The organism is Nocardia sp. NPDC057227 (assembly GCF_042669725.1).
Taxonomy (GTDB): Bacteria; Actinomycetota; Actinomycetes; order Mycobacteriales; family Mycobacteriaceae; genus Nocardia; species Nocardia asteroides_A.
This window is the reverse complement of sequence record NZ_JBHUXA010000016.1, coordinates 74,645-98,626: the sequence shown is the minus strand read 5'-3', so window position 1 is coordinate 98,626 and position 23,982 is coordinate 74,645. Positions and strand designations below refer to the sequence as shown.

Genomic DNA, 23,982 nt, shown 5'->3' with positions numbered 1-23,982 from the left:
CAGCCACACATCGTTCAGCAGCTGCGGCTGCCGGGGATACCGGACGCTGAAGTTCGCCCACGGCGGATCGGTGAACAGGACCTGCTCGATCGCGTCGCGGGTCGAGATCGCCCGCCGAGCACGCCGCCGCCGAAGCGATCATCGGTAATCTCCAGCAGCAGGGCGTTCGTGATCAATCCGCAGGTCGGTTCGGTTCCGGCCCCGTAGAGCATGGCGGTCTGCTGGACCATCTCGGTATCGTCCAGCCGCGCCGGGTGCGCCATGAGCCAGGACAGCAGATCGTTGTCCGGGTGGTCCCGCTTGCGCCGGACGACGTCGGCGAGAATCTCCTCGAACACCGCGTTGCCCCGGCGAGCGGATTCGGCGTCCGCGGCGTCGAGCACGGCGGATACGCCGGCGAGCGCGCGCTGGCCCGCCTCGGGCGGGAGGCCGAGCACCTCGGTGAGCACCTGGAAGGTGAGCGGGAACGCGTACTGCCCGAGCAGTTCGACCGGCTCGGCTTCCCCGAACGATTCGATCATCGAGATCGCCGTGCGCTCCACGACCTGCCGCAGGGCATGCAGATCCACCCGTTCCAGCCCGGCGGTGCAGGCTTCGCGCAGTCGGGTGTGCTCCGCGCCCGCGGTGCGCATGGTGATCGGGCGCCACTGCAGCAGCGGCAGCACCGGGCAGGTCGGGGCGACGAGTTGCTGCCAGCGTCGGGGATCGGCGGGATAGTGCGCGTCGTCGTCCAGGATTCGCAGCGCCTCGCGGTAACCGAGCACCACGGTCGCGGGAGTGTCCGGCGCCAGCTCGACCGGAGCGAGGGGGCCGTGGCGGTCCCGGAGTTCGCGATACACCCGATGCGGGTCGGTCATGAACTCGTCCGTGTACAGCGGCACGGGCGAACCGGCGCTGGACGGAAGCGGAGCGGAGTGGTGCGCGTCGAGTCCAATGTGCTGGTGTGACGGCGGAGCCGGTGGCGATGTCACAGCGGGGGACGCTAGACAACCGGGGCAGGTTCCGCGACGATGTCGCGGTGATCGGTTACGGCGCGGTCGGGCTGAACGCGGTCATGCGATCGGAGAGGTCGAGTTGCGCTTCGTCGCATGCCTCACCGCGGCGATGGTGTTCGTCTGCAACCTCGGGCACCACCGTCTCGCCGACAGCGTCGCCGTGAGCGAACAGGGCCCCGTCGGGATCGCACGACTCCCGAACGAAGCGCTGTTCCTCGAGCCGTAACTGCCGCCAGGGTGGGCGACGGGTTGGAGGATCCGAGAACTCGGTGTCACCGTAGGTGTTGACCGGGTCGGTGGGCGCGATCCTGGGCGGCGGCAGCTCGGCGAAGTGCATCGACTAGGGGAACGCTCCCTGGTGGACCGGCAGGTTGAGAAAACTCTGGCGGTCGGGGCCGTAGTGCACCGTGAGGGTGCCGAGCCGGTCCGGGGTGGAGGCATTGGGGAGCAGGTGCGGGAACTCGGCGCCGTCGATGGTCAGCCGGAGTCGATGTCCCGCTGTCACGCGCCAGCTCGTCGGCCATATTTCCACGTTGTAGGTTTCGACGGCGTCGCGGGGTACCGGGAGAACGGCCTCGTGGGTGTGTATGTGGAACGGTTCCACGACGTCGCCGTCCGGGGAGTACTTGGTGCGGGCGGGGTCGAGGGCGCGGCGTGAGGCGACGAGCGCGCCTTCCCCGATGGGGCGGGCGGTGCCGTCGGGTGCCACATCCGACAGGCGGGCGACCCATACCGGGTCCGCCGCTGTGGTCGATCCGTGCAGGGTGAGCGCGACTGGCCCGGTGAACAGCAGGTCGGTGCCTGTCGGTGCGGTGGTCCAGGTGAGGGCGCCCTGTTCGTTCGCGCGGTCGTCGGTGCGGAAGCAGGGTGCGATTTGGTCGATTCCGGGGAACTCGCTGATCGGGAATTCGGGCATGAAGAACGCGATCGGCAGATAGACCGGCAGTCCGCCGAGGTATTGCACCGTCTGCCGGGAGCAGACGCCGGCCAGCGGATCGATCACTTCGGTGTCGGATCCCGCGGTGGCGGCGGGCAGGGCGGTCAGCGTGCCGTCGTTGAGTGAGTTCGAGGTGCCGCTCCTGGTGCCGGTGAGGTGGAGCCGGTCGTAGGAGGTGCCGGCCACGGGCCAGTCGTCGTGACCGGCCCATCGTTCGGATCCGTTCTCCCACAGCAGCACCGGGTCGAGGCGGTCGACTCCGTTGTCGATGCCCTTGAGCCAGCGGTCGAACCAGGAGATGAGCAGGTCGTCGATGGGCTGGTCGTTGCGGGAGCCGATGTGTTTGGGCAGCGAGTAGTGCGTCCACGGGCCGATCGCCATGAGCTTGCTGCCCCGCTCGAGGGGCAGTGCGCGGAAGTCGCGGGGGGTGTCGCGCAGGAACAGGTCGGCCCAGCCGCTGTAGACCAGGGTGGGGACGTCGATGTTGCCGACGTCGGTGGTGCGTTCCTGCCAGAAGCCGTTGTCGAAGTTGTTGCTGCCGTCGATGAGTCGCTGTAGTTCGGCGAAGCGGTACGGGATGCTGCTGCCGTCGGTCTGGAGCCGGGTGAGGAAGGTGGCGATGTCGGTGGTCGGGTTGCGCGGCTGGACGTCGAGGCCGCCGTAGGAGTTCAGGGTGAAGGGCAGCGGGGCGACCCCGAGCAGTTCGAGGGCGAACCACAGCGCCGAACTCGAGCTCCAGTTGCCGCCCTGGGTGATGAAGGTGCGGTAGGGGTCGGTCGGTGCGCCGCCGAAGTTCGCCGCCGCCAGGTGTGGAGGGCGGGTCGCCGCCGTCTTGGCGGCGGTCGCGCCCAGGTAGGAGAAGCCGTCGACCCCGACCTTGCCGGTCGAGAAGGGCTGCGTCCCGGCCCATTCGACGATGGCGTAGGCGTCGGCGCCTTCGCGGTCGTCGAGCAGGCCGAAGCTGCCTTCGGAGGCCCCGGTGCCGCGGGAGTCGGCGACCACGACGACGTAGCCGTAGCGGCTGTAGTCGGCCATCGCGCCCAGCAGTGCCTTGCCGTAGCAGTGCGTGGTGACCACGACCGGGTACCGGCCCGGCACCTTGGCGCCGCTCTCGTCGGCCGGATACCAGACGTCGGCGCGGATGGTGACGCCGTCGTCCATCGGGATCGGCACGTTCTGTTCGATGAAGGTGTTCGGGAAGCTCTGGACCGGTGGTTGCCAGCCCGCCCATGGGTCTGCCCCCTCTGCCCTGGACCGACCGGCGAATCGTAGCTGGGATCCCGCCAGCAGGGCGGTGGCGCCGAGCGCCGTCCCGACGAGAACCGAGCGCCTGCCGACCGGGCGCGACCACGGGTTCCGACTTGTCATGACGATAACCTCCACATTGATAGTTTCGTCAGTTATTTTTGGAATGCTGGTTACAATAAGTGGAGTGTGCCGGAAGAGCAAGCAATCGTTCGCGAGCTCGGTGCGAAGCACGGCGGCGGCGAATCCGAGCCGGGCGGAACGTGGACGGTGATCGCCGAGAACGTGGCGGCCGAGCCCATCGCAATCGCGGGGATCGAGCCGGAGTGGATCGCTATGCTGATGAAAATCTCAGTCATGAGCATAAGATCGACAAATCGCGACGTGCTTGCAGCACGAGCAGGCGAAGAAGGAAGAGGTGCGCCATGGCGCTGGATCGGATCGATGTACACCAGCATCTGCTGCCGCCCGGCTACCGAGCGGCGCTCGAGGCCAACGGTGTTGTCGCCGCGGGCGGGCGGGAGCTGCCGGACTGGAGCCCGGCCTCGGCCGAACAGGTGATGGCAGGAGCCGGTATCGGCTCGGCAGTGCTGTCGATCTCGACGCCGGGCACGACCTTCCTGTCCGACCCGGCGCAAGCCGACCAGCTGGCGCGGTCGGTCAACGACTACGCCGCGGAGCTGTCGGCGGCGGCACCGCGAACCTTCGGGTTCTTCGCCACCGTCCCGCTGCCCGATGTCGACGCGGCCGCCGCGGAGGCGGTCCGCGCCCTTGACACCCTGCACGCCGACGGCGTGGTGCTGCTGGGCAACGCGCGCGGGGTCTACCTCGGCGAGGAGGGGCAGGAGGCCCTGTTCCGGGTGCTCGACGAACGGTCCGCGGTGGCGTTCGTGCACCCCGCCGACCTGCCCGGCCCGGCGGTGCCGGGTGTGCTTCCCTTCGCGGCGGATTTCCTGCTCGACACCACGCGCGCCGCCTACCTGCTGGTGCGCAACGGCATCCGGCAGCGTTTCCCCAACATCAAGTTCGTGCTCAGCCACGGCGGCGGATTCGTTCCCTACGCCTCGCATCGGATGTCGCTGGGCATCTTTACCCAGACCGGGCGCAGCCCGATCGAGGTGCTCGAGGAACTCGCCGGCTTCTACTTCGACACCGCGCTGTCCTCGAGCGCTGCCGCACTGCCCACCTTGCTGACCTTCGCCGAGCCGGGGCACGTGCTCTACGGCAGCGATTGGCCCTTCGCGCCCGAGCCCGCGGTGCACTATTTCGACGCCGGGCTCGCGGAGTTCCCGGGATGCGACGAGGCCACCCGGGATGCGATCCGCCGGACGAACGCGGCGGCGCTGTTCCCCCGCTTCGGCGCGGTGCCGGCCCCGGTGCCGGAACCGCCGCTGCTCACCCGCCTGCGCAGACGGGCGCGCACCCGGATCTTCCGCGTAATCGCACGCGCCGCCGGCCGACGCTGATCGATCGGGGCCGATCAGCCACGGTCGCGGTGCACCGCGAGCACCGCGCTCGGCAGCGGGCGCAGCGTCAGCGACAGCGGAACGCCGTCGACTCGCTCGGCGATCAGTGCGCCGTCGAGCGCGGCTCGGACGAACCGGGCCAGCTCCTCGGCCCACTCGTCGTCCGGTGGCATTCCGAGCGCCGCGGCGAGGCGCTCACGGATCAGGGCCAGTCCCAGTTCGCGCAGGTCTCGGGCGAGCTGAGCGGGTCTGGCGGTCTGGCTCGCGGTCATCTCGACCGTCGCGGTGAGCAGGGTGAAGAAGTTCGGGTGCGCTTCGATGGCGGCGCAGAGCTGCTCGAAGAACAGAGTGAGCGCGGACAGCGGCTCGGCCCCCGGCGGTGGGGCGGGGACGGCCTCCGCCATTCGCCGGCCACCGCGTTCCATGACCGCGTAGAGCACGCCCTCCTTCGAGCCGAAGTAGTGGTAGATCGAACTCAACGGCACCCCGGCGGCCGCGACGATGCGCGGGATGGTCGCCTCGGCGTAGCCGTGGCGCGCCATCACCTCCTCGGCCGCATCGAGTACACGCTGGCGTGACCGTGCGCCCCGCCGGTTGGCGCGCACGTCTCCGGAGCCGGTCATCCGTTCAATCTAGTTCCGGCCGGTGCCGCGGCCGGAGATCGCCATCACCTCATTCCTGCGGCATCGCTGAGACGCGGGAGCCACGTGAGCAATGAATATGATAATTGCATCATTTTCAAAGGAGGTCAGGGTCGTGTCGACGCGAACGGTGCTCATCACCGGCGCTACTGCCGGAATCGGGCTGGAATGCGCCGCTCAGATCGCACCAGGTGCGCACTTGGTACTGGTCGGGCGCAGCGAAGCCAAGCTGGCCGCCGCCGCTGACCGAGTCCGGGCGCACGGTGCTGCGGGCGTCCACACCCTGACTGCCGACTTCGCGGAGCTCGACTCGGTACGCGCACTCGCGGCCGCGGTGCTCGACCGCGGTGACCCCATCGATGTGCTGGTGAACAACGCGGGCGCGGTGTTCGCCGCCCGCACCGAGACCGTGGACGGGTACGAGGCGACCTTCGCGGTGAACCACCTCGCGCCCTACCTGCTCACCGAGACGCTCGAGCCGCTGTTGCTCGCCTCCGCGCCGGCGCGCGTGGTCATCACCGCCTCGACCGGGCACTACCGAGGTGACCTGGACTTCGACGACCTGCAGTACCAGCGCGGCGGGTACTCGATCATGAAAGCCTACGCGCGCTCGAAGCTGGCCAATGTCATCTACGCGCGCAGCCTGGCCGAGGAGCTGGCCGGAGCCGGGGTCACCGTCAACGCGGTGCACCCCGGCATGGTGGCGACCGATATCTGGGACGGCGCACCCCGGCTCGCGCGCCCGCTGCTGGCGTTGGTCAAGAGGTTCCGGATGATCTCGCCCGAGGAAGGCGGGCACCGGCTCTGCACCCTAGCGACCGATCCGGCACTGGCCGAGACCACCGGCCGCTATTTCGAGGACGGCGCGGTCGTGGAGCCGTCCGCGGTCGCCCGCGATCTGCAGGTGGCGCGGCGATTGCGCCGGGTGAGCGACGAACTGGTGGCTCCGCGGCACTGAGCCCGGCGGCCCGCGAAAGTCCCTGGCGTGGATGGGATCCGATCCCGAGCCGGGTGGGCGGGTTCAGAGCTGGGGGAGATCGGGGAGCGGCCCGGTGCTCAGCCGCTGGGCGGTGCGTTTGGTCATTCCGAACATGCGCAGCGTGCGGTAGGTCATGTCGTCGGAGAGCGCGTCGGCGTCGGCGTCGGGGTCGGCGTCGAGGAGCTGCAGCAGCCCGAGCAGCGCGCCGCCCGCCGCCATTACCGCCAGGTCCGGATCCATCGGCTCGAACCGCCCCGCCTCCTGCGCGGCACCGATGTCGCGGCGGGCCCGCGGCGCCAGTCCTTCGTCGCGCAGCAGCACGCCCATGCCGGAATTCAGGACCACGCGCACCATCTGCGGGATACGGCGCTGCAGCCTGCCGGTCATCCGGAAACTGACCGCGAACACCTCGGCCGGGTCGTCGTAGTGCGCGACGATGCCATCGCGCAACTCGCTGTAGACCTGCAGCGCCGAGCGCACCGCCTCGTCGAAGAGCTGGTCCTTGGAATCGAAGTGGTTGTAGAAGGAGCCGAAGCCGACATCGGCGGCATCGGTGATCTCCTGGATGCTCACCGCCGAGCGCCCCTCGGACAGGAACTGCCTGGCCGCGCCGAGCAGCGCGTTGCGCGTGCGTTCGCGGCGGCGGTCCGTGCGGGTGCGCACCACGGGTTCGGTGGTCATGGCGGCCCCTCCGGTCTCGTTGCTGCAGAAATCATATCTGACACATTGCTCAGCAGCGATTCCGCAGTCCCATACTTGTTGATCGAATCATCAGTTTCGCCTTGACAGCGGACTCCATCGTGATTGATGATTTCATCATCAAAGCTGTGGAGGTAGCCGTGACAAGCACTGACAACGGAGTCGAGGCCGGGCGAACGGTCCAGGTCGGCGACCGTGAGATCTTCTACACCGAGGCAGGCACCGGCCGTGCCGTCGTGCTGCTGCACGGCGGGGGTCCCGGTGCCTCGGGGCTGTCGAACTATTCGCGCAATATCGAGGCCATGGCGCGGCGGTTCCGGGTGATCGTGCCCGACATGCCCGGTTACGGTCGCTCGGCCAAGCGCATCGATCGGTCCGACCCGTTCGGCGATCTGGCCGCGTCGGTGGGCGGGCTGCTCGACGCGCTCGGCATCGAGCGCGCCCATCTGGTCGGCAATTCCTATGGTGGTGCGGCCGCACTGCGGCTGGCCATGGATCGCCCGGAGAAGGCCGATCGGCTGATCCTCATGGGTCCCGGCGGGGTCGGCACCACCCGGGCGCTGCCGACGGCGGGGCTCAATGCCCTGCTGTCCTACTACACCGGCTCGGGCCCGAGCCGGGAGAAGCTCGCCGCGTTCGTGCGCGAGTACCTGGTCCACGATGCCAGCGCCATCAGCGAAGATCTGATCGACACGCGGTACCGGGCCAGCCTGGATCCCGAGGTGGTCGCGAATCCGCCGCTGCGCCGCCCCTCCGGCCCCGGCGCGCTGCGCACGCTGTGGCGGATGGACTTCACCCGCGATCCCAGGCTGAGCACGATCACCCACCCCACCCTGGTGCTCTGGGGCGCCGACGACCGGGTCAACCGACCGAGCGGTGCGGCCATGCTGGCCGAGCGGATGCCGAACTGCGACGTCTACATGGCCGCGGGCACCGGGCACTGGGTGCAGTGGGAACGCGCCGAGCTGTTCAACGACCTCGCGGCCTCCTTCCTCGCGGAGTCCCGATGAGCGGCTCCGTCTACGGCGCAGTACACCTGGGATATCTGGTTGTCCAGTCGCAGCGGCTCGCGGACTGGGAGCGCTTCGGTGCGCTGGCCATCGGCCTGCACGCCGACCGGCTCGACGCCGATACCCTGCGCTTCCGCCTCGACGACCGCGCCTGCCGGTTCCTGATCCGCCGCGGCCCCGCCGAGGACGTGACCGCCCTGGGCTGGCAGGTCGACGACCATGCCACCTTCGACCGCATCCTCGCCCGGGTCAGCGACCGCGGCGTCCCGATCGAAGAAGGCAGCGCCGAGGACGCGGCGCTGCGCGGGGTGCAGCGGCTGTGGCGGTTTCCCGGCCCCAAGGGCATCGCGACCGAGATCTTCACCGCCCCGGTCACCACTGCCGAGCCGCTGCGCATGCTGAGCACCGGATGGGTTACCGGCGAGGCCGGGATGGGGCACGTGGCGATCGTGTCCCGGGAGCCGGAGTCCGTGCACGCCTACTACCGCACCCTGTTCGACTCCCGGCTCTCGGACTTCATCGACGAGAACATCTCCGGGCTGATGATGAAGATCCGCTTCCTGCGGGTCAACGAGCGCCACCACTCGATCGCCGTCGCGAATATCCGCGGCATCAAGATCGACCCCATCCGCACGCGGGTCCAGCACGTCAACATCCAGTCCGCGACGCTCGAGGACATGCTCGCCGCCTACGGCCGCGTCACCGAGCTCGGTTTCCGGATGGCATGGTCGGTCGGGCAGCACACCAACGACCGCGAGCTGTCCTTCTACTGCGTCACCCCCTCGGGTTTCGAACTCGAGGTGGGCTGGAACCCGATCGTGGTCACCCCCGAACTCGACGCCGCCTGGGCCGCGAGCACCTATCGGGGAATCAGCGTCTGGGGGCATCACACCCTCTCGGAGACCCCGCTGGACAAGCTGGGCCGGCTCCGCACCGCTGCCTCCCGGCTGCGCACCCCGGAGATCACCGTCCCCGAACTCACCGGAAGCGTTGTGCCATGAGCGATTTCGATCACGAGGTGGTGATCGTCGGGCTCGGCCCGACCGGGCTGACCCTGGCCAACCTGCTGGGCAGGCGCGGCGTCGACGTCCTTGTCCTCGAACGCGAGCCGGAATACTACGGGCTGGCCCGCGCGGTCTACACCGACGACGAGGGCATGCGGATCTTCCAGACCGCCGGGGTCGCCGACGAGATCGCCGCCGACATGAACGTCGACTCCACCGTGCAGTGGGTCCGCGGCGACGGCAGGGTGCTGGCGCAGTTCAATCAGATCGAGCGCCCGCTGGGCTGGCCGGTCGCCAACTTCCTCTACCAGCCCTACCTGGAGAACAGCCTCGAGCGCGCGCTCGAGCGCTACCCGCACGTCACCGTGCGGCGTGGGCGCGCGGTGACCGGCTTCGACCAGGACGGCGCGGGGGTCACCGTGCGCCACGCGGCCGGTACCGGCACCGGTTACGGCAAGCGGGATGCCGAGATCGACAGCGGCAGCACCGAATCGGTACGTGCGAAGTTCCTCGTCGGGGCCGACGGCGGCCGCAGCATCGTGCGCACCGACCTCGGCATCGAGATGACCGGGATCAGCTTCCCGGAACGCTGGCTGGTGGTGGACCTGAAGACCCACCCGGACGCCGACGCGTTCCGGCACCTGCCCTACTTCGATTTCGTCTGCGACCCCGCGCTGCCGATCGTGTCCTGCCCGCAGCCCGACGGGCACCATCGCTTCGAGTTCATGCTCACCGACGAGCAGACCAGGGAGGAAATGGAGGACCCGGCCACCGTGCGCCGCTACATCTCCCGCTTCGTCGACCCCGACGAGTGCGAGGTGCTGCGCAAGCTCGTCTACACCTTCAACGCCGTCGTCGCCGACCGTTGGCGCGCGGGCCGGGTCCTGCTGGCCGGCGACGCCGCACACATGACCCCACAGTTCATCGGCCAGGGCATGAACTCCGGGGTGCGCGACGCCGACAACCTGTCCTGGAAACTCACCGCGATCCTGCGCCACGGCGCCGACCCGGCGATCCTGGACAGCTACGAGACCGAGCGCCGCCCGCACGCCAAGGCCATGATCGACCTGTCGGTGTTCAACAAGAACATCGTCTCGCTGAGCAATCCGGTACTCGCCGCCGCCCGCGACATCGGCCTCTCCACCGCGGTGCGGGTACCCGGCCTCGGTGACTGGATCCGCCGGGCCAAGATCAAACCGGCACCGCGGTTCCGCCGCGGCGCCTACCTCGGGCAGCCGCGACCGCTGCTGCGCGGCGTGCAGGGCCGGCTCGCGCCACAGCCCGAGATCCGCACCTACGACGGCAGACACCGGCGTCTCGACGACACCCTCGGCCCCGGTTTCGCCGTCCTCGGCTACGCCGCCGACCCGCGCCGGGCCTTCACCGAGGGCAACCTGGCGGTGCTGCACACACTCGGCGCGCGCTTCGTCACGGTGTATCCGCTGGGCGGCCGCCCGCAGGGTAGGCCAGGGGAAGGCCGCGACGACCTCGTCGACATCGAAGACCACACCGGCGTGCTCACCCGCTGGTTCCGCAGAGCCCGGCTCCACCCCGGCGGAGTGGTCCTGCTGCGCCCGGACCGCTACGTCTTCGGCACCGCGCAACGCGACGAGAGCGCGGCACTGGTCGCCGCGCTGAACCGGCAGCTGTGCCTGCCCGCCCCGCACGCCGACCCCCGAACGATCCCGTCGGCGGCGTCGCCCCATCGGTCCGCGAACGCACCCGCGGTGGTGACGACCACCGAGCTCGCCACCCCGAAGGCCACCGTCCGGCCGGGGTCCGAGGAGATCCGATGACCACCACGACCGCCACTCCGGCCGTGCTCGCCGCCGCCGAGCGCCTGCACACCGCCCTCGCCACCGGCGTGCCTGCTCCTCCGGTCCGGGATCTCATCGGCAGCGACGACATCGCCGCCGCCTACGCCGTGCAGAGCCTCGGCACGATGCGGCGCCGCAATGCCGGCGCCCGGGTGATCGGCCGCAAGATCGGCTTGACCTCCCCGGCGGTGCAGCGCCAGCTCGGTGTCGACCAGCCCGACTTCGGGGTGTTGTTCGCCGACATGCAGGTCCCCGCGACCCCGCCGGAGCACCGGCCCCGGCTGCTGCAACCCAGGGTCGAGGCCGAACTGGCCTTCGTCCTGGCCACCGACCTCGACGACGACCACCTGGACGCGCACACCGTGCGCGATGCCGTCGATCACGCGGTGGCAGCACTCGAGATCGTGGACAGCCGCATCGCCGACTGGGACATCACCTTCGGTGACACCGTCGCCGACAACGCTTCCAGCGGCTGGTTCACCCTCGGCGAGCGCCAGCTCGCGCTCGCCGAGTTCGAGCCCCGCGACATCACCATGCGCATGAGCTTCGGTGACGACGTGGTGTCGGAGGGCACCGGCGCCGCCTGCCTCGGCGATCCACTCGAAGCCCTGACCTGGCTGGCCCGCACCGCCCGGGAATTCGGCGACCCGCTGCGCGCGGGCGACATCGTGCTCTCCGGCGCGCTCGGCCCGATGGCCCCGCTGGTGGCCGGGGTGCGGGTGCACGCCGCGCTCGGCCACCGCACCGAGACCCTGAGCACCGTCGAATTCACCTGGGAGAAGGCATGAGTCGTTCCCAGCCGGCCGTCACCGGCTCCGGCAAGCACAGCACACAGCCGACCCCGTTCGCGCTCCCCACCGACCATGAGTGAGACTCGATGACCCTCCGTCCCTTCGCCTCCCGGACGACCAGCAGGCGCCGCCTGCTCGGCGGCGCCGCCGCGGGCACCCTCGGTGCCGCGACCCTGGCCGCGACCGGCATGCCCGCAGCCCAGGCGGCGCCGATCCGCAGACAGCCCGCCCCCACCGGCGCCTACCGGATCGACCTGCACGCCCACTTCCTGCCCCCGGACTACCGCGCCTCGCTGCTCGAGCACGGCCACGTGACCATCGGCGGCTACCCCACCCCGCAGTGGTCGCCGGAGGAAGCCATCGGATTCATGGACTACTACGGCATCCAGGCCCAGGCGCTCTCGGTCTCCGACCCCGGCGTGTCCTACCTGTCCGGCCGCGAAGCCACCGACATGGCCCGCTACTGCAACACCTACGCCGCCGACCTGTTCCGCACCCACCCCACCCGCTTCGGCGCCTTCGCCGTGCTCCCCATGCCCGACATCCCGGCCTCGATCGAGGAAACGATCCACGCCCTCGACACCCTGCACCTGGACGGCGTGGTGCTGCTCACGGCCTACAACGGCGTCTACCTCGGAGACCCGCGCTTCGAACCGCTCATGATCGCCCTGAACCAGCGCGGCGCCTATGTGTTCGTGCACCCCGCCGCCATCCCCGCCGACGCCAAACCCGAACTGCCACTGCCGGACTTCCTCGAGGAGTTCACCTTCGACACCACTCGCGCCGCCACTCTGATGATGGTCACCGGCCTGACCCAGCGCTACCCCGGCATCCGGTTCCAGCTCGCCCACGCCGGCGGCACCGTGCCGTTCCTCTCACACCGGATAAGCGTCGCCTCCCAGACCGTGCTCGCCGACCTCTGGCCGGAGGAGCTGCCCAAGCCCTCGGTGCTGGACATGAAGAACCAGATCTCGCGCTTCTACTACGACACCGCGCTCAGCGGCTCCCCCGCCGCCATGGCGAGCGTGCTCGCGGTCACCGGACGCGACCACATCGTCTTCGGCTCGGACTGGCCCTTCAGCGCCGCCACCCTGCCACAGACCGGCGACCGCGACCCCACCCCTGGACTCAGCGAGATCTTCGACATCGAGCAGCGGATCGAGGTGGAGCACCACAACCCGCTGCGGCAACTCCCCCGCCTCGCGGAAGCGGTGAACGGCTGACACACAGGTAATTGATCCAGCAGTGCACTGTACACGGTCCGCGGCGCCGGTTACGGCGACCACACCAACGGCCGCGTCAACCAGGTCACCGTCGAGGGCTACCGCGAGATCCTCGGAATCGAGGTCACCTCGGGCGAGGACGGCGCCGACTGGCCGGCGTTCTTCCGCGACCTGTTCACCCGCGGCCCGGGCGGGGGCGCTCCGGAGCCCACGCCGGCCTCGTGGCCGCGATCGGCGCCACCCTGCCCGGCGCGCACTGCCAAACCCACTACACCGTGAACCCGATGTCGGTGTGTCCGAAGAGCTCGTGGCCCTGGGTCCGCACGCTGCTGCACTCGGTGTCCGACCGAGCCGATCCCGAATCCGTTGACGCGCAATATGACCGGATGCTCAGCGCGCTCGGCGATGTCTCCTCATCGGAGTCAGTACGAACGCGGCAGCCCGAGCGAGTGCTGGGCCACGTAGTTCAAGATCATTTCCCGATTGACCGGCGCGATTCGCAGTAGCCGCACCAGCCCCCAGAGCGGGATCAATCCGTACTCGGTGGCGACGCCGTTGCCGCCGTGGATCTGGATCGCGGCGTCCACCGCGGCCAGCCCCGCCTCGGCCGCCGCGTACTTGGCCATGTTCGCCGCCTCCCCTGCGGGCAACTCCCGGTCGTGCAGCCACGCGGCCTTCGCCGTGAGCAGGGCGGCCTGCTCGAGCGCGATCTTCGCCTCGGCCAGCGAGTGCGCGACCCCCTGGTGCGCGCCGATCGGGACGTTCCACACGGTCCGTGAGCGCGCGTAGTCGGCGCCCTTGCGCAGTGCGTAGCGCCCGGCCCCGACGCACAGCGCCGCCCCGGTGATGCGCTCCGGATTGAGTCCGTGGAACGCCTGCTGGAAGCCGTCGCCGAGGACGCCGACGAGCCGATCGCGCGGCACGCGCACCTCGTCGAGGAAGACGGTGAACTGCTTCTCCGGCAACAGCACCGAGACCGGGAGCCGCTGCGCGAGCAGCCCGGGGATGTCGGTGTCGACCAGGAACAGCGACAGCTCGGCGCAGCCCGCCTCGGTCGTTCCGGTCCGGGCGACCACCAGGATCGCGTCGGCCTCGTCGACCCCGGAGATGTAGTACTTCTGCCCCCGGAGCACGAAATCGTCACCGGACGGGGTGGCGGTGGTGGCGAGCCGATGGGTGTTGGAGCCCGCGTCCGGCTCGGTGATGGCGAAGACGATCTTGCGCTCGCCACTCGCCAGCGCGGGCAGCCAGGTCTTGCGCTGGGCGTCGGAGCCGAACCGGGCGATCACCTCCCCGGAGATCGCACTCGACACCAGCAACAGCAGCAGGGGGCAGCCCGCCCCGGCGACCTCTTCGCAGACGATCGCCAGCTCCGCCAGACCGGCGCCGCCGCCACCGTGCTCCTCGGGCAGGTTGATGCCGATGTAGCCGCCGCGGCCGAGCGCCTGCCACAGTTCGGTGGTGGGCTCCCGTGCTTCGGCCTTCGCGGCGTAGTACTCGCCGCCGAAGGTCCCGGCGATGCCCGCGACCGCCGCGCGCAGTGCGGTGTGCTCGGCCGGTTCGGTGAAATCCATGGTGTCCTCCTCGGTCACCCGGCGCCGCGCACCGCGGTGATGACGCCGCGCCGGGCGGCGTCGCTGATCGGATACGGGGTGTAGAGGGTGAAGCGGTCGACCAGGCCGCCGAAGCGGCGCGCGATCTCGGCGCCCGCCGCGGCAGGCTCGCCGACCACGGCGAAGGTGCCGAGCACGGTGTCGTCGACGAGGCCGGTCATGGCGCTCCAGCGCCCCAGCCCGGCGAGCCGGTGCAGTTCGACGTGCAGATCGCCCCAGCCGTGCAGGTCGAGAACGCCGCGGTAGGCGGGGGTGGCGGCGTAGAAGGCGATCTGTTCCCGCACCGCGGCGCGGGCCGCGGCGAAGGAGCGCTCGTCGTCGCCGGTCGCCACCAGCCCCGGGTAGCTCACGGTGAAATCACCGCGCTCGCGCCCGGACTCGGCCAGCCCGCGCAGGACCGCGGCGGTGGTGACCTCGGTCAGATACCGCTGCGAGGTGAAGCCGTGCACGATCAGCCCATCGGCGGACTCGGCCGCGGCCGCCGTCATCCGCGCCCCCACCGCCGCCACCAGGATGGGTGGTGTCCCCCACGGGTTGGGCGGCGGGGTGAACATCGGGGTCATCAGCGTGTGCTCGTAGAAGTCGCCGTGAAAGTTGAGCGTGGTTCCGGTGGCCCAGCTCACCCAGATCGCGCGGACCGCGGCGACGAACTCCCGCATCCGCTCGGCCGGGCTGGACCAGGGCATGCCGAAGCGCCGGGTGATGTGCGCCTTCACCTGCGAGCCGAGGCCGAGCGTGAACCGTCCGCCGCTCAGGTGGTGCAGGTCGTTGGCGGTCGCGGCGACGGTCATCGGGTTGCGCGCGAAGGCGACGGCGACGGCGGTGCCCAGCTGCAGCCGGGGATTCCGGCGTGCGGCGAGCGCCAGCGGCAGGAACGGGTCGCGGCCGACCTCGGTGGTCCAGACGCCGTCGAATCCGGCGCACTCGGCGGCGTCGACCTGGGTATCGAGCTCCGTGAGCTCGGCGCCGCCGGTTCCGTCCACCGTGCCGCCGATATTGCCGTCGATCCGCATCACGTTCTCCCGTCCGATACACTTCCACGTTGGTGAATCATGAATAACTAGCTGTTCCCGAGCTGGTCAGGAGGCCGATCATCAGCGAGCAGCGGAGCACCGCGGCGCCCGCCCGGGTCCGGGATCCGGAGCGCAAGTCGAAGATCCTCGGCGCCGCCGCGGACCTGGTGGCGCGCAACGGCTTCCACGCGGTGTCGATGGCCGATATCGGCGGTGCGGCCGGGATCACCGGCTCCGGGATCTACCGGCACTTCCCGAGTAAGTCGGCGGTGCTGGTCGCGCTCTTCGACCACGCCATCGACGAGCTGCTGCGTGACGAGGAGCAGATCGTGGAGGCCGTCGGCGAGCTCGGCGGGATGCTCGACCAGCTCATCGCCGGTCAGGTGGAGTTCGTGGTGGCGCAGCGCGAACTCGCGCAGGTCTACCACAACGAGATCCACAACCTGCCCGCCGCCGACCAGCGCCGGCTGCGCCGCAAGCAGCGCCTGTACGTCGAGGAGTGGGTGCACGTGCTCGACGAGCTGCGCACCGACCTCACCGACTCCGACGCGCGGGCGCTGGTGCACGCGGCGATCGGCGCGATCCAGTCGACCCTGTTCCACAACAGCGGGCTCCCCGGCGGCAGGCTCCGCGAGCTGCTCACTGCAGCGGCCAGGGCCGTGCTCGGGCTGCCCGGCCACGTCAGTCGGTGAGCGCGACCGCGGCCGACCAGCGCCCGCCGTGGTACAGCAGCGGCGCCACCGCCTCGCTGTCGACGCCGTGCAGTTCGAGCACGTGCACGATCGCCAGCACCGAATCACCGGCCGGGATCAGCCGTTCCAACGCGCCCCGCAGCCAGATGGGGGTGTCGTGCAGCACCGGCTCGCCGGTGGCGAGCCTCCTCCAGCCCGCGGCGTCGGCGAACCTGTGCTCGGCGCTGCGCGCGAAGCGGCCCGCCAGGTCCCGCTGGTGGGCGCCGAGCAGGTGCACTACCACCGATTCCGCGCCGCGCAGCGCGTCGATGCTGGACGAGGTGCAGGTGATGTTGAAGCTGACCAGCGGCGGTTGCAGCGACAGCGAGGCGAACGAGGTCGCGGTGAAGCCGACCGGGCCGCGGGGGGAATCCAGCGTCACGATGGTGACCCCCGCGGCGTGCTGGCGCATGGCGGCGCGGTAGTCCTCCGCGCTCACGGTGGTGTGGGACATGGTTGCTCCTTTCGGGGTGCGGGGACGGTGCGCCGCGGCGCGGCGGCCGGGCGCAATCGCCGCACGGCGCCGGGTGCGATCCGGACGCCGAGCTGTTCGAGCGCGGGCACCGTGCCGATGGCGAGCGGGCCTGCGACGTCGGTGATCGAGATCGGGCGCAGCAGCACCCCGTCGACGCCCGCGACATAGCGCAGATCGGTGATCAGCCCGGCCAGTCCGGCCGGGGTGCCCAGGTAGCGGAGGCCGGGCGGGATCCAGCGCCCGGCGCGCTCCAGCTCGGCCAGCCGCTGTCGCGCCGCGCCGGTGCCGGCGGCTAGCAGGACCGCCAGCTCGACCAGGATGCTCACGCCGGGCCCGCGCGCCGCCGCTTCCGCATGCGCCGCTCCTTCCGTGCGTGCCGCCGCTTCCGTGCGTGCCACCGCTTCCGCGCGCGCCGCGGCACACGCGCGCGGAACCGCGGAGACGTCGGCCGCCCGGACCCGGACGATCTCGCGCCGCGGGGCGACGGTCAGCTCGACGAGGTCGGGGGCTCCCCCGGCCACCCGCAGCTCGACCACGATCCGGGGCGTCCGGGCCACCGGCGGCGCGGCGCTCATCAGCCGGCCGGGTCGATGACGATCGCGAAGGCCCGGTTCGCGATCCCGCCGGAGCGGTCGAGCGAGACGAACTTCTGCTCGGTGTACTCGTCGAGGGCGTGCGGGCCGCCCTCGCGGCCGAGGCCGCTCTCCTTGTAACCGCCGAACGGGTAGGCCGGGTGGATGACGTGCCAGTCGTTGACCCACACCATGCCCGCCTCCAGCCTGCGGGCCACCTCGAGCGCCTGCTCCTCCCCACCCCACACCCCGGCCGAGAGGCCGTAGGGGGTGTCGTTGGCGATGGCGACGGCCTCGTCGACGGTGTCGTAGCGGAGCACCGTCAGCACCGGGCCGAACACCTCCTCCCTGGCGATCCGCATGTCGTTGGTGACGCCGGTGAAGACGGTGGGCTCGATCCAGAAGCCGCGGTCGAAGCCGTCGCCCTCCGGGGCGCGCCCGCCGAGCGCCGCGAACGCGCCCTCCTCGGCCGCGATCCGGAAGTAGTCGAGGATGCGGTCCCGCTGCTCGGCCGAGATGATCGGCCCGACATGGGTTCCCGGGCTCAGCGGATCGCCGAGCACCAGGGTCGAGCCGCGCTCGACCAGCCGGCGCACCACCTCGTCGTGGCGCTGCGCGGGGACAAGTAGCCGGGTTCCCGCCTCGCACGCCTGGCCGTTGTTGGCCATGCACGCGAAGAGCGCGCCGTCGACGGCGATATCGAGGTCGGCGTCGTCGAGCAGGATGTTGGCGCCCTTGCCGCCGAGTTCCAAGGTCACCCGGCGCACGGTGTCCGCGGACTGGCGCAGGATGGCTTTGCCCACCACGGTAGAGCCGGTGAAGGCAACCTTGCGCACGTCGGGGTGGCCGCTCAGGTGCGCGCCCACCGGGTCGCCGTCGCCGGTGACCACGTTGAGCACCCCCGGCGGCAGCCCGGCCGCCTCGAATTCGCGCGCCAGCTCCAGCGCGAGCAGCGGGGCGTGCTCGTCGGGCTTGAGCACGACGGTGTTGCCCGCGGCCAGCGCGGGGGCGATCTTCCAGACGATGGTGAGCAGCGGGATGTTCCACGGCACGATCGCCGCGACCACGCCCAGCGGCTCGCGCCGCACCAGCCCCGCGGCGGCGGGTACCGGGCCGATCTGCGGGCCCTCGGTCTCCCACGGGTAGTCCTCGGCCAGCGCGGCCAGGTACTGCAGCTGCGCGGCCGAGAGCCCGATGTGCAGGGCGCCGGTGATCCGGATGGTGGCGCCGTTCTCCCTCGACTGCAGCGCGGCGAGTTCGTCGGTGCGGGCGGCGAGCCTGCCCGCGACGTCATGTAGGAGCGCGGCGCGCTGCTGCGGGGAGGTGCGGCGCCACTGTCCGTCCCGATGCGCGGCGAGCGCGGCGGCCACGGCCCGATCGGCCTCGGCGACGCCGCCGCGGGCGACGGTGGCCACCAGCTCCTCGGTAGCCGGGCTGCGGATCTCGTAGACGTCGCCGGTGTCGACCCATTTGCCGTCGATGTAGAGCGAGTAGTGCGGGGTGGTCATGGTGTTCTCCTGAGCGGGATGGATGGGGGGGTCAGCCGATCTGGCGGGTGCGGCCCTGCCAGTACGGTGCGCGCAGCGCCTTCTTGTCGGCCTTGCCCGCCGGGTTGACCGGGATGGCATCGGCGAAGGTGATCGACTTGGGGGCGGGCACGCTGCCGAGCGCGGCCTTCACGTGCTCGACGAGCGCCGTCTCGGCGACCTCGGCGCCCGGCTTGCGCACCACCACCGCGTGCACGGCCTCGCCCCACTTCTCGTGCGGCACACCGAAGACCGCCGACTGCGCGACGGCCGGGTGGGTCGCCAGCGCATCCTCGACCTGGCGCGGGAAGACGTTGAAGCCGCCGCTGACGACCATGTCCTTCTTGCGGTCGACGAGGTAGAGGAAGCCGTCGGCGTCGAGGTGGCCGATATCGCCGGTGTGCACCCAGCCGTCGCGCAGCGCGTCGGCATTCCGGGCCGGGTCGAGGTAACCGAGCATCTGGCCGAGCTGGCGCGAGCAGATCTCCCCCACCTCGCCGACGGGCAGCGGACGGTCCTGCTCGTCCTGGATCGAGACCCGCACCTGGAACATCGGCCTGCCCGCCGAGGCGAGCCGCCCGGCCCAGGCCGGGTCGTCGGGGCGGTGCTCGTTCTTGCGCAGGCAGGAGACGTAGCCCGGCTCGGTGCCCGCGTAGGTCTGCACGAAGATCGGCCCGAAGATCTTCAGTGCCTCGCGCAGCCGCTCGGGAGCGATCGGGGCACCCGCGTAGATCATCGTCCGCAGCGAGCTCAGGTCGTACTCGGCGCGGCGCGGGTGATCGAGCAGCAGGTACACGATCGTCGGGACGACCGCGGTGGCGGTGACCCCCTGCTCCTCGACCGCTTCGAGCAGCACGTCGACGTCGAGGCCGGGCAGCATGATGTTGGTGCCGCCGCGCAGGAAGGTGGGCAGCACGAAGATCTGGGTGAAATGAGTCAGCGGCGCGCCGTGCGCGAACCGCTCGCCGAAGCGGATGTCACCGATCTCCAGCCCCGCCGTGATGCTGTAGTGGCCCCAGGTGAAGTGGGAGTTCACCACACCCTTCGGGTCACCGGTGCTGCCGGAGGTGAACAGCACGTACGCCTCGTCGTCCTCGTGCAGCCCGACCTCGGGGCGGTCGGTGGGCTGCGTGTCGAAGGCCGCGGCGTAGTCGAGCACGCCGTCGGGCAGCGGCGCGTCGCCGCCGACCCGGATCACGTGCCGCAGCGCCGGAAGCTGCTCCCGCAGCCCGGCGACCCGGTCTTCGAACTGCGCGTCGTAGATCAGCGTCGTCGCCTCGGTCTGCGCGAGGTTGCTGCGGAAGCCCTCCGCGGGGGCGCGCGCGGGCATCTGGACGAGCACGCCGCCGGCCGCCCAGATCCCGTGCTGGGTCGGGATGAACTCGAGGCTGTTCGGGAGCAGCAGCCCGATCCGCTCGCCCTTGCGCACCCCGAGCGAGCGCAGCCCGTTGGCCACGCGGTTGCGCCACTGCTCCAGCTCGCGGTAGGTGATCGAGCGGTCGCCGTCGATCACCGCGGTATTGCCGGCGTAGTAGGTGCAGGCCCGGTCCAGGACGTCCGGCAACGTGCCCCACATGTCAGGCGCCCGCGAGCGTGGCGGGATCGAAGCCCTCCACCCAGTACTCGGGGGTGATGATCGGGATACCCAGCTCCTGCAGCACGGGGGTGTCGTTCCAGTAGGTCACCTCGCGGGTGATCCGGCCCAGCGCATCGAGCTGGTGCCAGGTGATGCCGCGGGTGGTGAGCGTGCGGCCACCGGCCGGGACGCCGCGGTAGCTGTCGAGTCTCTCGCCGGTCCAGCTCCAGAGGATCACCACGGAGGGGAGGCCGTTCACGCCGGGGAGCGGGTAGCTCTCGTCCACCCGGAACTCGTGGATGCCGGCGCCGTTGGCGTTGTCGCGGTTGCTGTAGACGGCCAGGCGGGGCGCGAGCTCGTCCTTGGTGATGGCGGTGTCGAGCACGTGGTCGCGGTCGCGGTGGTCGTCGAAGACGAGGTCGTCGGCGTAGAGGTCGAGCGCGGTGGCGGTATCGGTGATCAGCGCCGAGGCCCAGCGCCTGGCGTGGGTCTGATGGTCGGTCATCGTCGTTGGTTCCCTTCCGTCGGTACGGTGTTCAGGCGGGCACGGGCAGCGTGGCGACCGCGCGCGGGGTGATCGGCTGGCCGAGTTCGGCGACCGCGGTGGCCACGTCCCAGAGGCTGGCCTCCTTGGTGATCCGGCCGTCGGCGTCGTAGACGTGGAAGGTCAGGCCGCGGCTGCCGGGCACCTTGCCGCCGGCCGGGATGCCGACGAAGGCGGTGGCGGTGGGGGCGTCCCAGGTCCAGCGGTACACCGCCGAGTGCTCGTCGCCGATCACCTCGTCGATCCGGAAATTGTTGATACCGATCCCGTTTTCGGTGTCCTTGTTGGCGTAGGGCGCGAAAATGCGCAGCAGCTCCTCTTTCGAGGTGATCCGCTGTCCGAGAATGGGGTCCTCGAAGAGGAATTCGTCGGCGTAGAGCGCGACGACCGCTTCGGGGCTCTCCCGGAATGCCTTCAGCCATTTGACGGCAAAGAAATGACTCACAGCCACTCTCCTTCGTGATCGAACGAATAATGATCCCGGTCTTCACGGTATGGCTCCCCCGGCCGGGCCCACGACCTCCTGACGGGGGAAAACCACTGCTCGAAGGGGGGAGGGGCGCCGTGCCCCGCACCCCGCCTTCTCCCCCTCGCCGGGTGCGAATCCCTCTTTCGGGAGGCGCGCGGGACGTCCGCCACCGACCAGACTCGCTACCGCCGATACGAACAAGAGGAGACCCCCGTGCTGAAACACGACCTGACCGACGAGGATTTCGAGCCCTACTTCCGCACGGCGCAGGAGGTGTCGCAATTCTTCCGGGAAATCGGGCCGCGCTACGACGCCGAGAACACCTTCGCCGTGCCCTCCATCGAGGTATTCAAGAAGTCCGGGCTGGGGGCGCTGCCGGTACCCAAGGAATTCGGCGGCGCAGGCGGCAGCCTGCTGCACGCCTCGAAGATCATCACCGAGCTGTCGCGGGGTGATTCGGCGATCACCCTCGCCTACAACATGCACTACATCATGGTCGGCATCGCGGGCAGCCTGATGAGCGAGGAGCAGAACAAGTACTGGCTGGGCCGGGTCGCCGACGGCGAGCTGGTGTTCGGTCCCTTCTCCGAGCAGCGCGCCGGCTTCAGCGGGCTCGCCGACATGAAGGCGGTGCCGCAGCCCGATGGCGGCTGGCGGCTCTACGGCAAGAAGACCTGGGGCACGCTGTGCGAGGCCGCCGACATCATCACCACCAACGCCACCATCACCGACGCCGACGGCAATCTGCCCGAGGACTTCGAGGCGCGGGTCGCTGCGGAGAGCTTCTTCATCGGTGACTTCACCGTCGATGCCGACGGCAACGGTGACGGGCTGCGGATCGAGAAGACCTGGGACGCACTGGGTATGCACGCCACCGGCACCCAGACCATCCACTTCGACGGCTACTACGTGCCCGCCGACGGCTTCATCTGTCAGTGGCGCACCGGCGCCTTCGGCGTGCTGGAGTGGGCGTCGCTGATGTTCGCCAGCATCTACCTCGGGATGCAGCAGCGCGTCCTGGAGGAGGCGGTCGCGGCGCTGGCGAAGAAGCGCCTCGGCGCGACCTTCGGCGCGATCGTCGCCGCCGACACCGAGGTGGCGGGGGTCGGGCACATCATCGACGGCGTCGGCGACCTGGCCTCCCGCGTCGAGCTCAGCCGCCGGGTCCTCTACCGCACCTGCGAAGAGGTCATCTCCGGCCGGGACGCCGAGTGGCCCGCCGAGCTCCGCTTCCCCTACATCGGGCTGGCGAAGACCTTCATCGCCGACAATGTGCTGCACATGACCAGGCACGCGATGAGCCTGGTCGGCGGCTCCTCGTTCCGGAAGGGCGCGATCTTCGAGCGGCTCTACCGGGATTCGGCGGCCTCGATGTTCCAGCCGCTCAATGCCGACCAGTCGCGCACCTACATCGGGCAGTTCCTGCTGCAGTCGGCGCGCGCGCAGGACTGACCGTTCGGTGGGCTCGGCCTCCCGGCGGAGCCCACCGCCGTCATCCGCGCGCCAGCGACCAGGCGATCGCCTGCGCCCGGTTCACCGCGCCCAGTTTCCGCAGAATGTGCTTGACGTGTGATTTCACGGTGCCCTCGGTGATCACCAGGCGATCGGCGATGGCGCGGTTGGTCCGGCCGTCGGCCATCAACCGCAGCACCTCGGCTTCCCGGACGGTGAGCCCGGATTCCGGATGTGCCCCCGGCGCCGTGCCCGCGGCGCCCTCCCGGTCGTTGTCGCGGGCCAGCACGGTGCCGGTCTCGCAGAGTTCGTCCATCCGGCGCACGGCGGCGCCCACCAGCTCCCGCGCGTGATCACGCCGGCTGCGCAGCCGATCCAGCAGGACGGTGCGCTCGTAGAGGTGCCCGAAGCCGTCGGTGAAGGCCCAGAGGATGTCCCGGTCGGTCTCGTCGGCCCGGCGCGCCGAGGGGTGGTGGTCGGCGTGCACTATGCCCACCACCTCGTCGCCGTGCAGGACCGGGGCGACCACGTAGGAGCGCGAGTGTCCGGCGTCGACGATGATCGGCCGGTACACCCCGGCGCTGGCGGTGTCCTGGACCAGCGATGCCCGCCGGTCGGTCAGCAGCCGCGCCTCCGGGGCGGTCGGCTCGAGCGGGATCTGCTGGTCGATCCACTCCGTGATCCAGGAGCCCGCCCCGGCGTCGGCGGCGAAGTGCGACAGCCACGGGCTCCAGCTCCGCACCCCGACCCGGGAGAGCACCACCCGCTGAAAACCGCAGCGCAGCACGATCTCCCCGCAGGCGAGGTCGAGCAGCGCGGCCGGGTCGGGGACCGAACGCAGCCGGTTCAGCCCGGCCGCGCAGTCGGCCAGCCTGCCGCTGCGCTGCGCGGTGTCGTGCAGGTAGAGGTCGAGCGCCAGCCGCTGCAGGTCGAGCACCAGCCCACACACCCGCTCGGCCCGCTGCTCCTGGTCCGCCGGGATATCGCGCAGCGCCGCCTGGCAGCGGTGGACCAGCACCGAGACGGTCTCCGCGGCGCGCCACGCGCCGTCGGTGCGGGGATCGGGGAGCACGGCGTCGCCGCATTCGCGCAGCACCGCCCGGCGCAGCAGCGCGAGCGTGGCGGCCAGCTCGTCCGCGCGCCGCTGGGCGCTCCGCGCGCGGACCGTCGCCGCGCCGACCGCGGGGTCAGCGGCCATCGATAC

At 70.6% G+C, this 23,982-nt stretch carries 23 protein-coding genes and 1 pseudogene; 10 read left to right on the top strand and 14 right to left on the bottom strand.

From position 1 onward, the window contains the following. Positions 1-14: 14 nt before the first annotated feature. From ACFUJ1_RS22110 to ACFUJ1_RS22100, 3 genes are all read right to left on the bottom strand, one after another. Positions 15-881: a hypothetical protein gene (locus ACFUJ1_RS22110; RefSeq protein WP_378648333.1), complete on the bottom strand. Its 867-nt coding sequence runs from the start codon at positions 879-881 to the stop codon at positions 15-17. A 145-nt stretch (positions 882-1,026) separates the two neighbouring features. Then, the gene (locus ACFUJ1_RS22105) at positions 1,027-1,332 is read right to left on the bottom strand and encodes a hypothetical protein (protein WP_378648332.1); all 306 of its coding nucleotides are present in this window, start codon (positions 1,330-1,332) and stop codon (positions 1,027-1,029) included. A 3-nt stretch (positions 1,333-1,335) separates the two neighbouring features. After that, complete coding sequence (locus ACFUJ1_RS22100) at positions 1,336-3,300, bottom strand: CocE/NonD family hydrolase (RefSeq protein ID WP_378648330.1); 1,965 nt, start codon at positions 3,298-3,300, stop codon at positions 1,336-1,338. 308 nt (positions 3,301-3,608) lie between these two features. Between ACFUJ1_RS22100 and ACFUJ1_RS22095 the strand changes: the two genes are divergently transcribed. After that, on the top strand, positions 3,609-4,643 hold the full coding sequence (locus ACFUJ1_RS22095) for an amidohydrolase family protein (RefSeq protein ID WP_378648468.1): 1,035 nt from the start codon (positions 3,609-3,611) through the stop codon (positions 4,641-4,643). A 14-nt stretch (positions 4,644-4,657) separates the two neighbouring features. Here ACFUJ1_RS22095 and ACFUJ1_RS22090 read toward each other — a convergent pair whose 3' ends face one another. After that, a complete protein-coding gene (locus tag ACFUJ1_RS22090; RefSeq protein ID WP_378648327.1) occupies positions 4,658-5,266 on the bottom strand; it encodes a TetR/AcrR family transcriptional regulator in 609 nt (202 codons plus the stop codon). 133 nt (positions 5,267-5,399) lie between these two features. Between ACFUJ1_RS22090 and ACFUJ1_RS22085 the strand changes: the two genes are divergently transcribed. Next, complete coding sequence (locus ACFUJ1_RS22085; protein WP_378648325.1) at positions 5,400-6,242, top strand: SDR family NAD(P)-dependent oxidoreductase; 843 nt, start codon at positions 5,400-5,402, stop codon at positions 6,240-6,242. A 63-nt stretch (positions 6,243-6,305) separates the two neighbouring features. On the opposite strand, the gene ACFUJ1_RS22080 is transcribed toward ACFUJ1_RS22085, so the two are convergent. After that, complete coding sequence (locus ACFUJ1_RS22080; RefSeq protein ID WP_378648323.1) at positions 6,306-6,944, bottom strand: TetR/AcrR family transcriptional regulator; 639 nt, start codon at positions 6,942-6,944, stop codon at positions 6,306-6,308. Between the two features lie 158 nt (positions 6,945-7,102). Between ACFUJ1_RS22080 and ACFUJ1_RS22075 the strand changes: the two genes are divergently transcribed. From ACFUJ1_RS22075 to ACFUJ1_RS22050, 6 genes and pseudogenes are all read left to right on the top strand, one after another. Next, entirely contained in the window at positions 7,103-7,972 is an 870-nt protein-coding gene (locus tag ACFUJ1_RS22075) for an alpha/beta fold hydrolase (protein ID WP_378648321.1), read from the top strand. After that, positions 7,969-8,973, top strand: a complete 1,005-nt coding sequence (locus tag ACFUJ1_RS22070; protein WP_378648319.1) for a VOC family protein — start codon at positions 7,969-7,971, stop codon at positions 8,971-8,973. Before ACFUJ1_RS22075 ends, ACFUJ1_RS22070 begins: the two co-directional genes overlap by 4 nt. Further along, positions 8,970-10,772 (top strand): bifunctional 3-(3-hydroxy-phenyl)propionate/3-hydroxycinnamic acid hydroxylase, encoded by a 1,803-nt coding sequence (locus tag ACFUJ1_RS22065; RefSeq protein ID WP_378648317.1) that lies wholly within the window; start codon positions 8,970-8,972, stop codon positions 10,770-10,772. The genes ACFUJ1_RS22070 and ACFUJ1_RS22065 overlap by 4 nt, the downstream gene beginning before the upstream one ends. Next, positions 10,769-11,581, top strand: coding sequence for a 2-keto-4-pentenoate hydratase (locus tag ACFUJ1_RS22060; protein ID WP_378648315.1), 813 nt, complete (start codon positions 10,769-10,771; stop codon positions 11,579-11,581). The genes ACFUJ1_RS22065 and ACFUJ1_RS22060 overlap by 4 nt, the downstream gene beginning before the upstream one ends. Positions 11,582-11,670: 89 nt before the next feature. Beyond that, complete coding sequence (locus ACFUJ1_RS22055) at positions 11,671-12,807, top strand: amidohydrolase family protein (protein ID WP_378648313.1); 1,137 nt, start codon at positions 11,671-11,673, stop codon at positions 12,805-12,807. A gap of 84 nt (positions 12,808-12,891) precedes the next feature. After that, positions 12,892-13,214: pseudogene (locus tag ACFUJ1_RS22050) on the top strand (transposase); the annotation flags it as partial. 15 nt (positions 13,215-13,229) lie between these two features. Here the strand turns inward: ACFUJ1_RS22050 and ACFUJ1_RS22045 are convergent. Then, positions 13,230-14,381: an acyl-CoA dehydrogenase family protein gene (locus ACFUJ1_RS22045; protein ID WP_378648311.1), complete on the bottom strand. Its 1,152-nt coding sequence runs from the start codon at positions 14,379-14,381 to the stop codon at positions 13,230-13,232. 14 nt (positions 14,382-14,395) lie between these two features. Beyond that, positions 14,396-15,433 (bottom strand): TIGR03617 family F420-dependent LLM class oxidoreductase, encoded by a 1,038-nt coding sequence (locus ACFUJ1_RS22040; protein ID WP_378648309.1) that lies wholly within the window; start codon positions 15,431-15,433, stop codon positions 14,396-14,398. A 77-nt stretch (positions 15,434-15,510) separates the two neighbouring features. Between ACFUJ1_RS22040 and ACFUJ1_RS22035 the strand changes: the two genes are divergently transcribed. Then, entirely contained in the window at positions 15,511-16,125 is a 615-nt protein-coding gene (locus tag ACFUJ1_RS22035; protein ID WP_378648466.1) for a TetR/AcrR family transcriptional regulator, read from the top strand. Here ACFUJ1_RS22035 and ACFUJ1_RS22030 read toward each other — a convergent pair. The 6 genes from ACFUJ1_RS22030 to ACFUJ1_RS22005 are packed head-to-tail and all read right to left on the bottom strand — an operon-like array spanning position 16,115 to position 21,302. Next, positions 16,115-16,618 carry a flavin reductase family protein gene (locus ACFUJ1_RS22030; protein ID WP_378648307.1) on the bottom strand — a complete coding sequence of 168 codons (504 nt, stop codon included), beginning with the start codon at positions 16,616-16,618 and terminating at the stop codon, positions 16,115-16,117. The genes ACFUJ1_RS22035 and ACFUJ1_RS22030 overlap by 11 nt on opposite strands. After that, the gene (locus ACFUJ1_RS22025; RefSeq protein WP_378648305.1) at positions 16,600-17,214 is read right to left on the bottom strand and encodes a hypothetical protein; all 615 of its coding nucleotides are present in this window, start codon (positions 17,212-17,214) and stop codon (positions 16,600-16,602) included. Before ACFUJ1_RS22025 ends, ACFUJ1_RS22030 begins: the two co-directional genes overlap by 19 nt. Beyond that, positions 17,214-18,719: an aldehyde dehydrogenase family protein gene (locus ACFUJ1_RS22020; RefSeq protein ID WP_378648303.1), complete on the bottom strand. Its 1,506-nt coding sequence runs from the start codon at positions 18,717-18,719 to the stop codon at positions 17,214-17,216. Before ACFUJ1_RS22020 ends, ACFUJ1_RS22025 begins: the two co-directional genes overlap by 1 nt. Positions 18,720-18,750: 31 nt before the next feature. Further along, positions 18,751-20,313, bottom strand: coding sequence for an AMP-binding protein (locus ACFUJ1_RS22015; protein WP_378648301.1), 1,563 nt, complete (start codon positions 20,311-20,313; stop codon positions 18,751-18,753). 1 nt (position 20,314) lies between these two features. After that, positions 20,315-20,818: a ketosteroid isomerase-related protein gene (locus ACFUJ1_RS22010; protein WP_378648299.1), complete on the bottom strand. Its 504-nt coding sequence runs from the start codon at positions 20,816-20,818 to the stop codon at positions 20,315-20,317. Between the two features lie 31 nt (positions 20,819-20,849). Continuing rightward, positions 20,850-21,302, bottom strand: coding sequence for a ketosteroid isomerase-related protein (locus tag ACFUJ1_RS22005; protein ID WP_378648297.1), 453 nt, complete (start codon positions 21,300-21,302; stop codon positions 20,850-20,852). Positions 21,303-21,539: 237 nt separating this feature from the next. Between ACFUJ1_RS22005 and ACFUJ1_RS22000 the strand changes: the two genes are divergently transcribed. Next, entirely contained in the window at positions 21,540-22,778 is a 1,239-nt protein-coding gene (locus tag ACFUJ1_RS22000; RefSeq protein WP_378648295.1) for an acyl-CoA dehydrogenase family protein, read from the top strand. 40 nt (positions 22,779-22,818) lie between these two features. Here the strand turns inward: ACFUJ1_RS22000 and ACFUJ1_RS21995 are convergent, their stop codons facing one another. Continuing rightward, the gene (locus ACFUJ1_RS21995) at positions 22,819-23,976 is read right to left on the bottom strand and encodes a LuxR C-terminal-related transcriptional regulator (protein WP_378648293.1); all 1,158 of its coding nucleotides are present in this window, start codon (positions 23,974-23,976) and stop codon (positions 22,819-22,821) included. Positions 23,977-23,982 lie beyond the last annotated feature (6 nt).

What these genes read in the sequence shown, in the direction of transcription:
- ACFUJ1_RS22105 (WP_378648332.1), bottom strand. Translation starts at nt 1,332, where the DNA reads ATGCACTTCGCCGAGCTGCCGCCGCCCAGGATCGCGCCCACCGACCCG.
- ACFUJ1_RS22100 (WP_378648330.1), bottom strand. Translation starts at nt 3,300, where the DNA reads ATGACAAGTCGGAACCCGTGGTCGCGCCCGGTCGGCAGGCGCTCGGTT.
- ACFUJ1_RS22090 (WP_378648327.1), bottom strand. Translation starts at nt 5,266, where the DNA reads ATGACCGGCTCCGGAGACGTGCGCGCCAACCGGCGGGGCGCACGGTCA.
- ACFUJ1_RS22080 (WP_378648323.1), bottom strand. Translation starts at nt 6,944, where the DNA reads ATGACCACCGAACCCGTGGTGCGCACCCGCACGGACCGCCGCCGCGAA.
- ACFUJ1_RS22070 (WP_378648319.1), top strand. Translation starts at nt 7,969, where the DNA reads ATGAGCGGCTCCGTCTACGGCGCAGTACACCTGGGATATCTGGTTGTC.
- ACFUJ1_RS22065 (WP_378648317.1), top strand. Translation starts at nt 8,970, where the DNA reads ATGAGCGATTTCGATCACGAGGTGGTGATCGTCGGGCTCGGCCCGACC.
- ACFUJ1_RS22060 (WP_378648315.1), top strand. Translation starts at nt 10,769, where the DNA reads ATGACCACCACGACCGCCACTCCGGCCGTGCTCGCCGCCGCCGAGCGC.
- ACFUJ1_RS22055 (WP_378648313.1), top strand. Translation starts at nt 11,671, where the DNA reads ATGACCCTCCGTCCCTTCGCCTCCCGGACGACCAGCAGGCGCCGCCTG.
- ACFUJ1_RS22045 (WP_378648311.1), bottom strand. Translation starts at nt 14,381, where the DNA reads ATGGATTTCACCGAACCGGCCGAGCACACCGCACTGCGCGCGGCGGTC.
- ACFUJ1_RS22040 (WP_378648309.1), bottom strand. Translation starts at nt 15,433, where the DNA reads ATGCGGATCGACGGCAATATCGGCGGCACGGTGGACGGAACCGGCGGC.
- ACFUJ1_RS22030 (WP_378648307.1), bottom strand. Translation starts at nt 16,618, where the DNA reads ATGTCCCACACCACCGTGAGCGCGGAGGACTACCGCGCCGCCATGCGC.
- ACFUJ1_RS22025 (WP_378648305.1), bottom strand. Translation starts at nt 17,214, where the DNA reads ATGAGCGCCGCGCCGCCGGTGGCCCGGACGCCCCGGATCGTGGTCGAG.
- ACFUJ1_RS22020 (WP_378648303.1), bottom strand. Translation starts at nt 18,719, where the DNA reads ATGACCACCCCGCACTACTCGCTCTACATCGACGGCAAATGGGTCGAC.
- ACFUJ1_RS22015 (WP_378648301.1), bottom strand. Translation starts at nt 20,313, where the DNA reads ATGTGGGGCACGTTGCCGGACGTCCTGGACCGGGCCTGCACCTACTAC.
- ACFUJ1_RS22010 (WP_378648299.1), bottom strand. Translation starts at nt 20,818, where the DNA reads ATGACCGACCATCAGACCCACGCCAGGCGCTGGGCCTCGGCGCTGATC.
- ACFUJ1_RS21995 (WP_378648293.1), bottom strand. Translation starts at nt 23,976, where the DNA reads ATGGCCGCTGACCCCGCGGTCGGCGCGGCGACGGTCCGCGCGCGGAGC.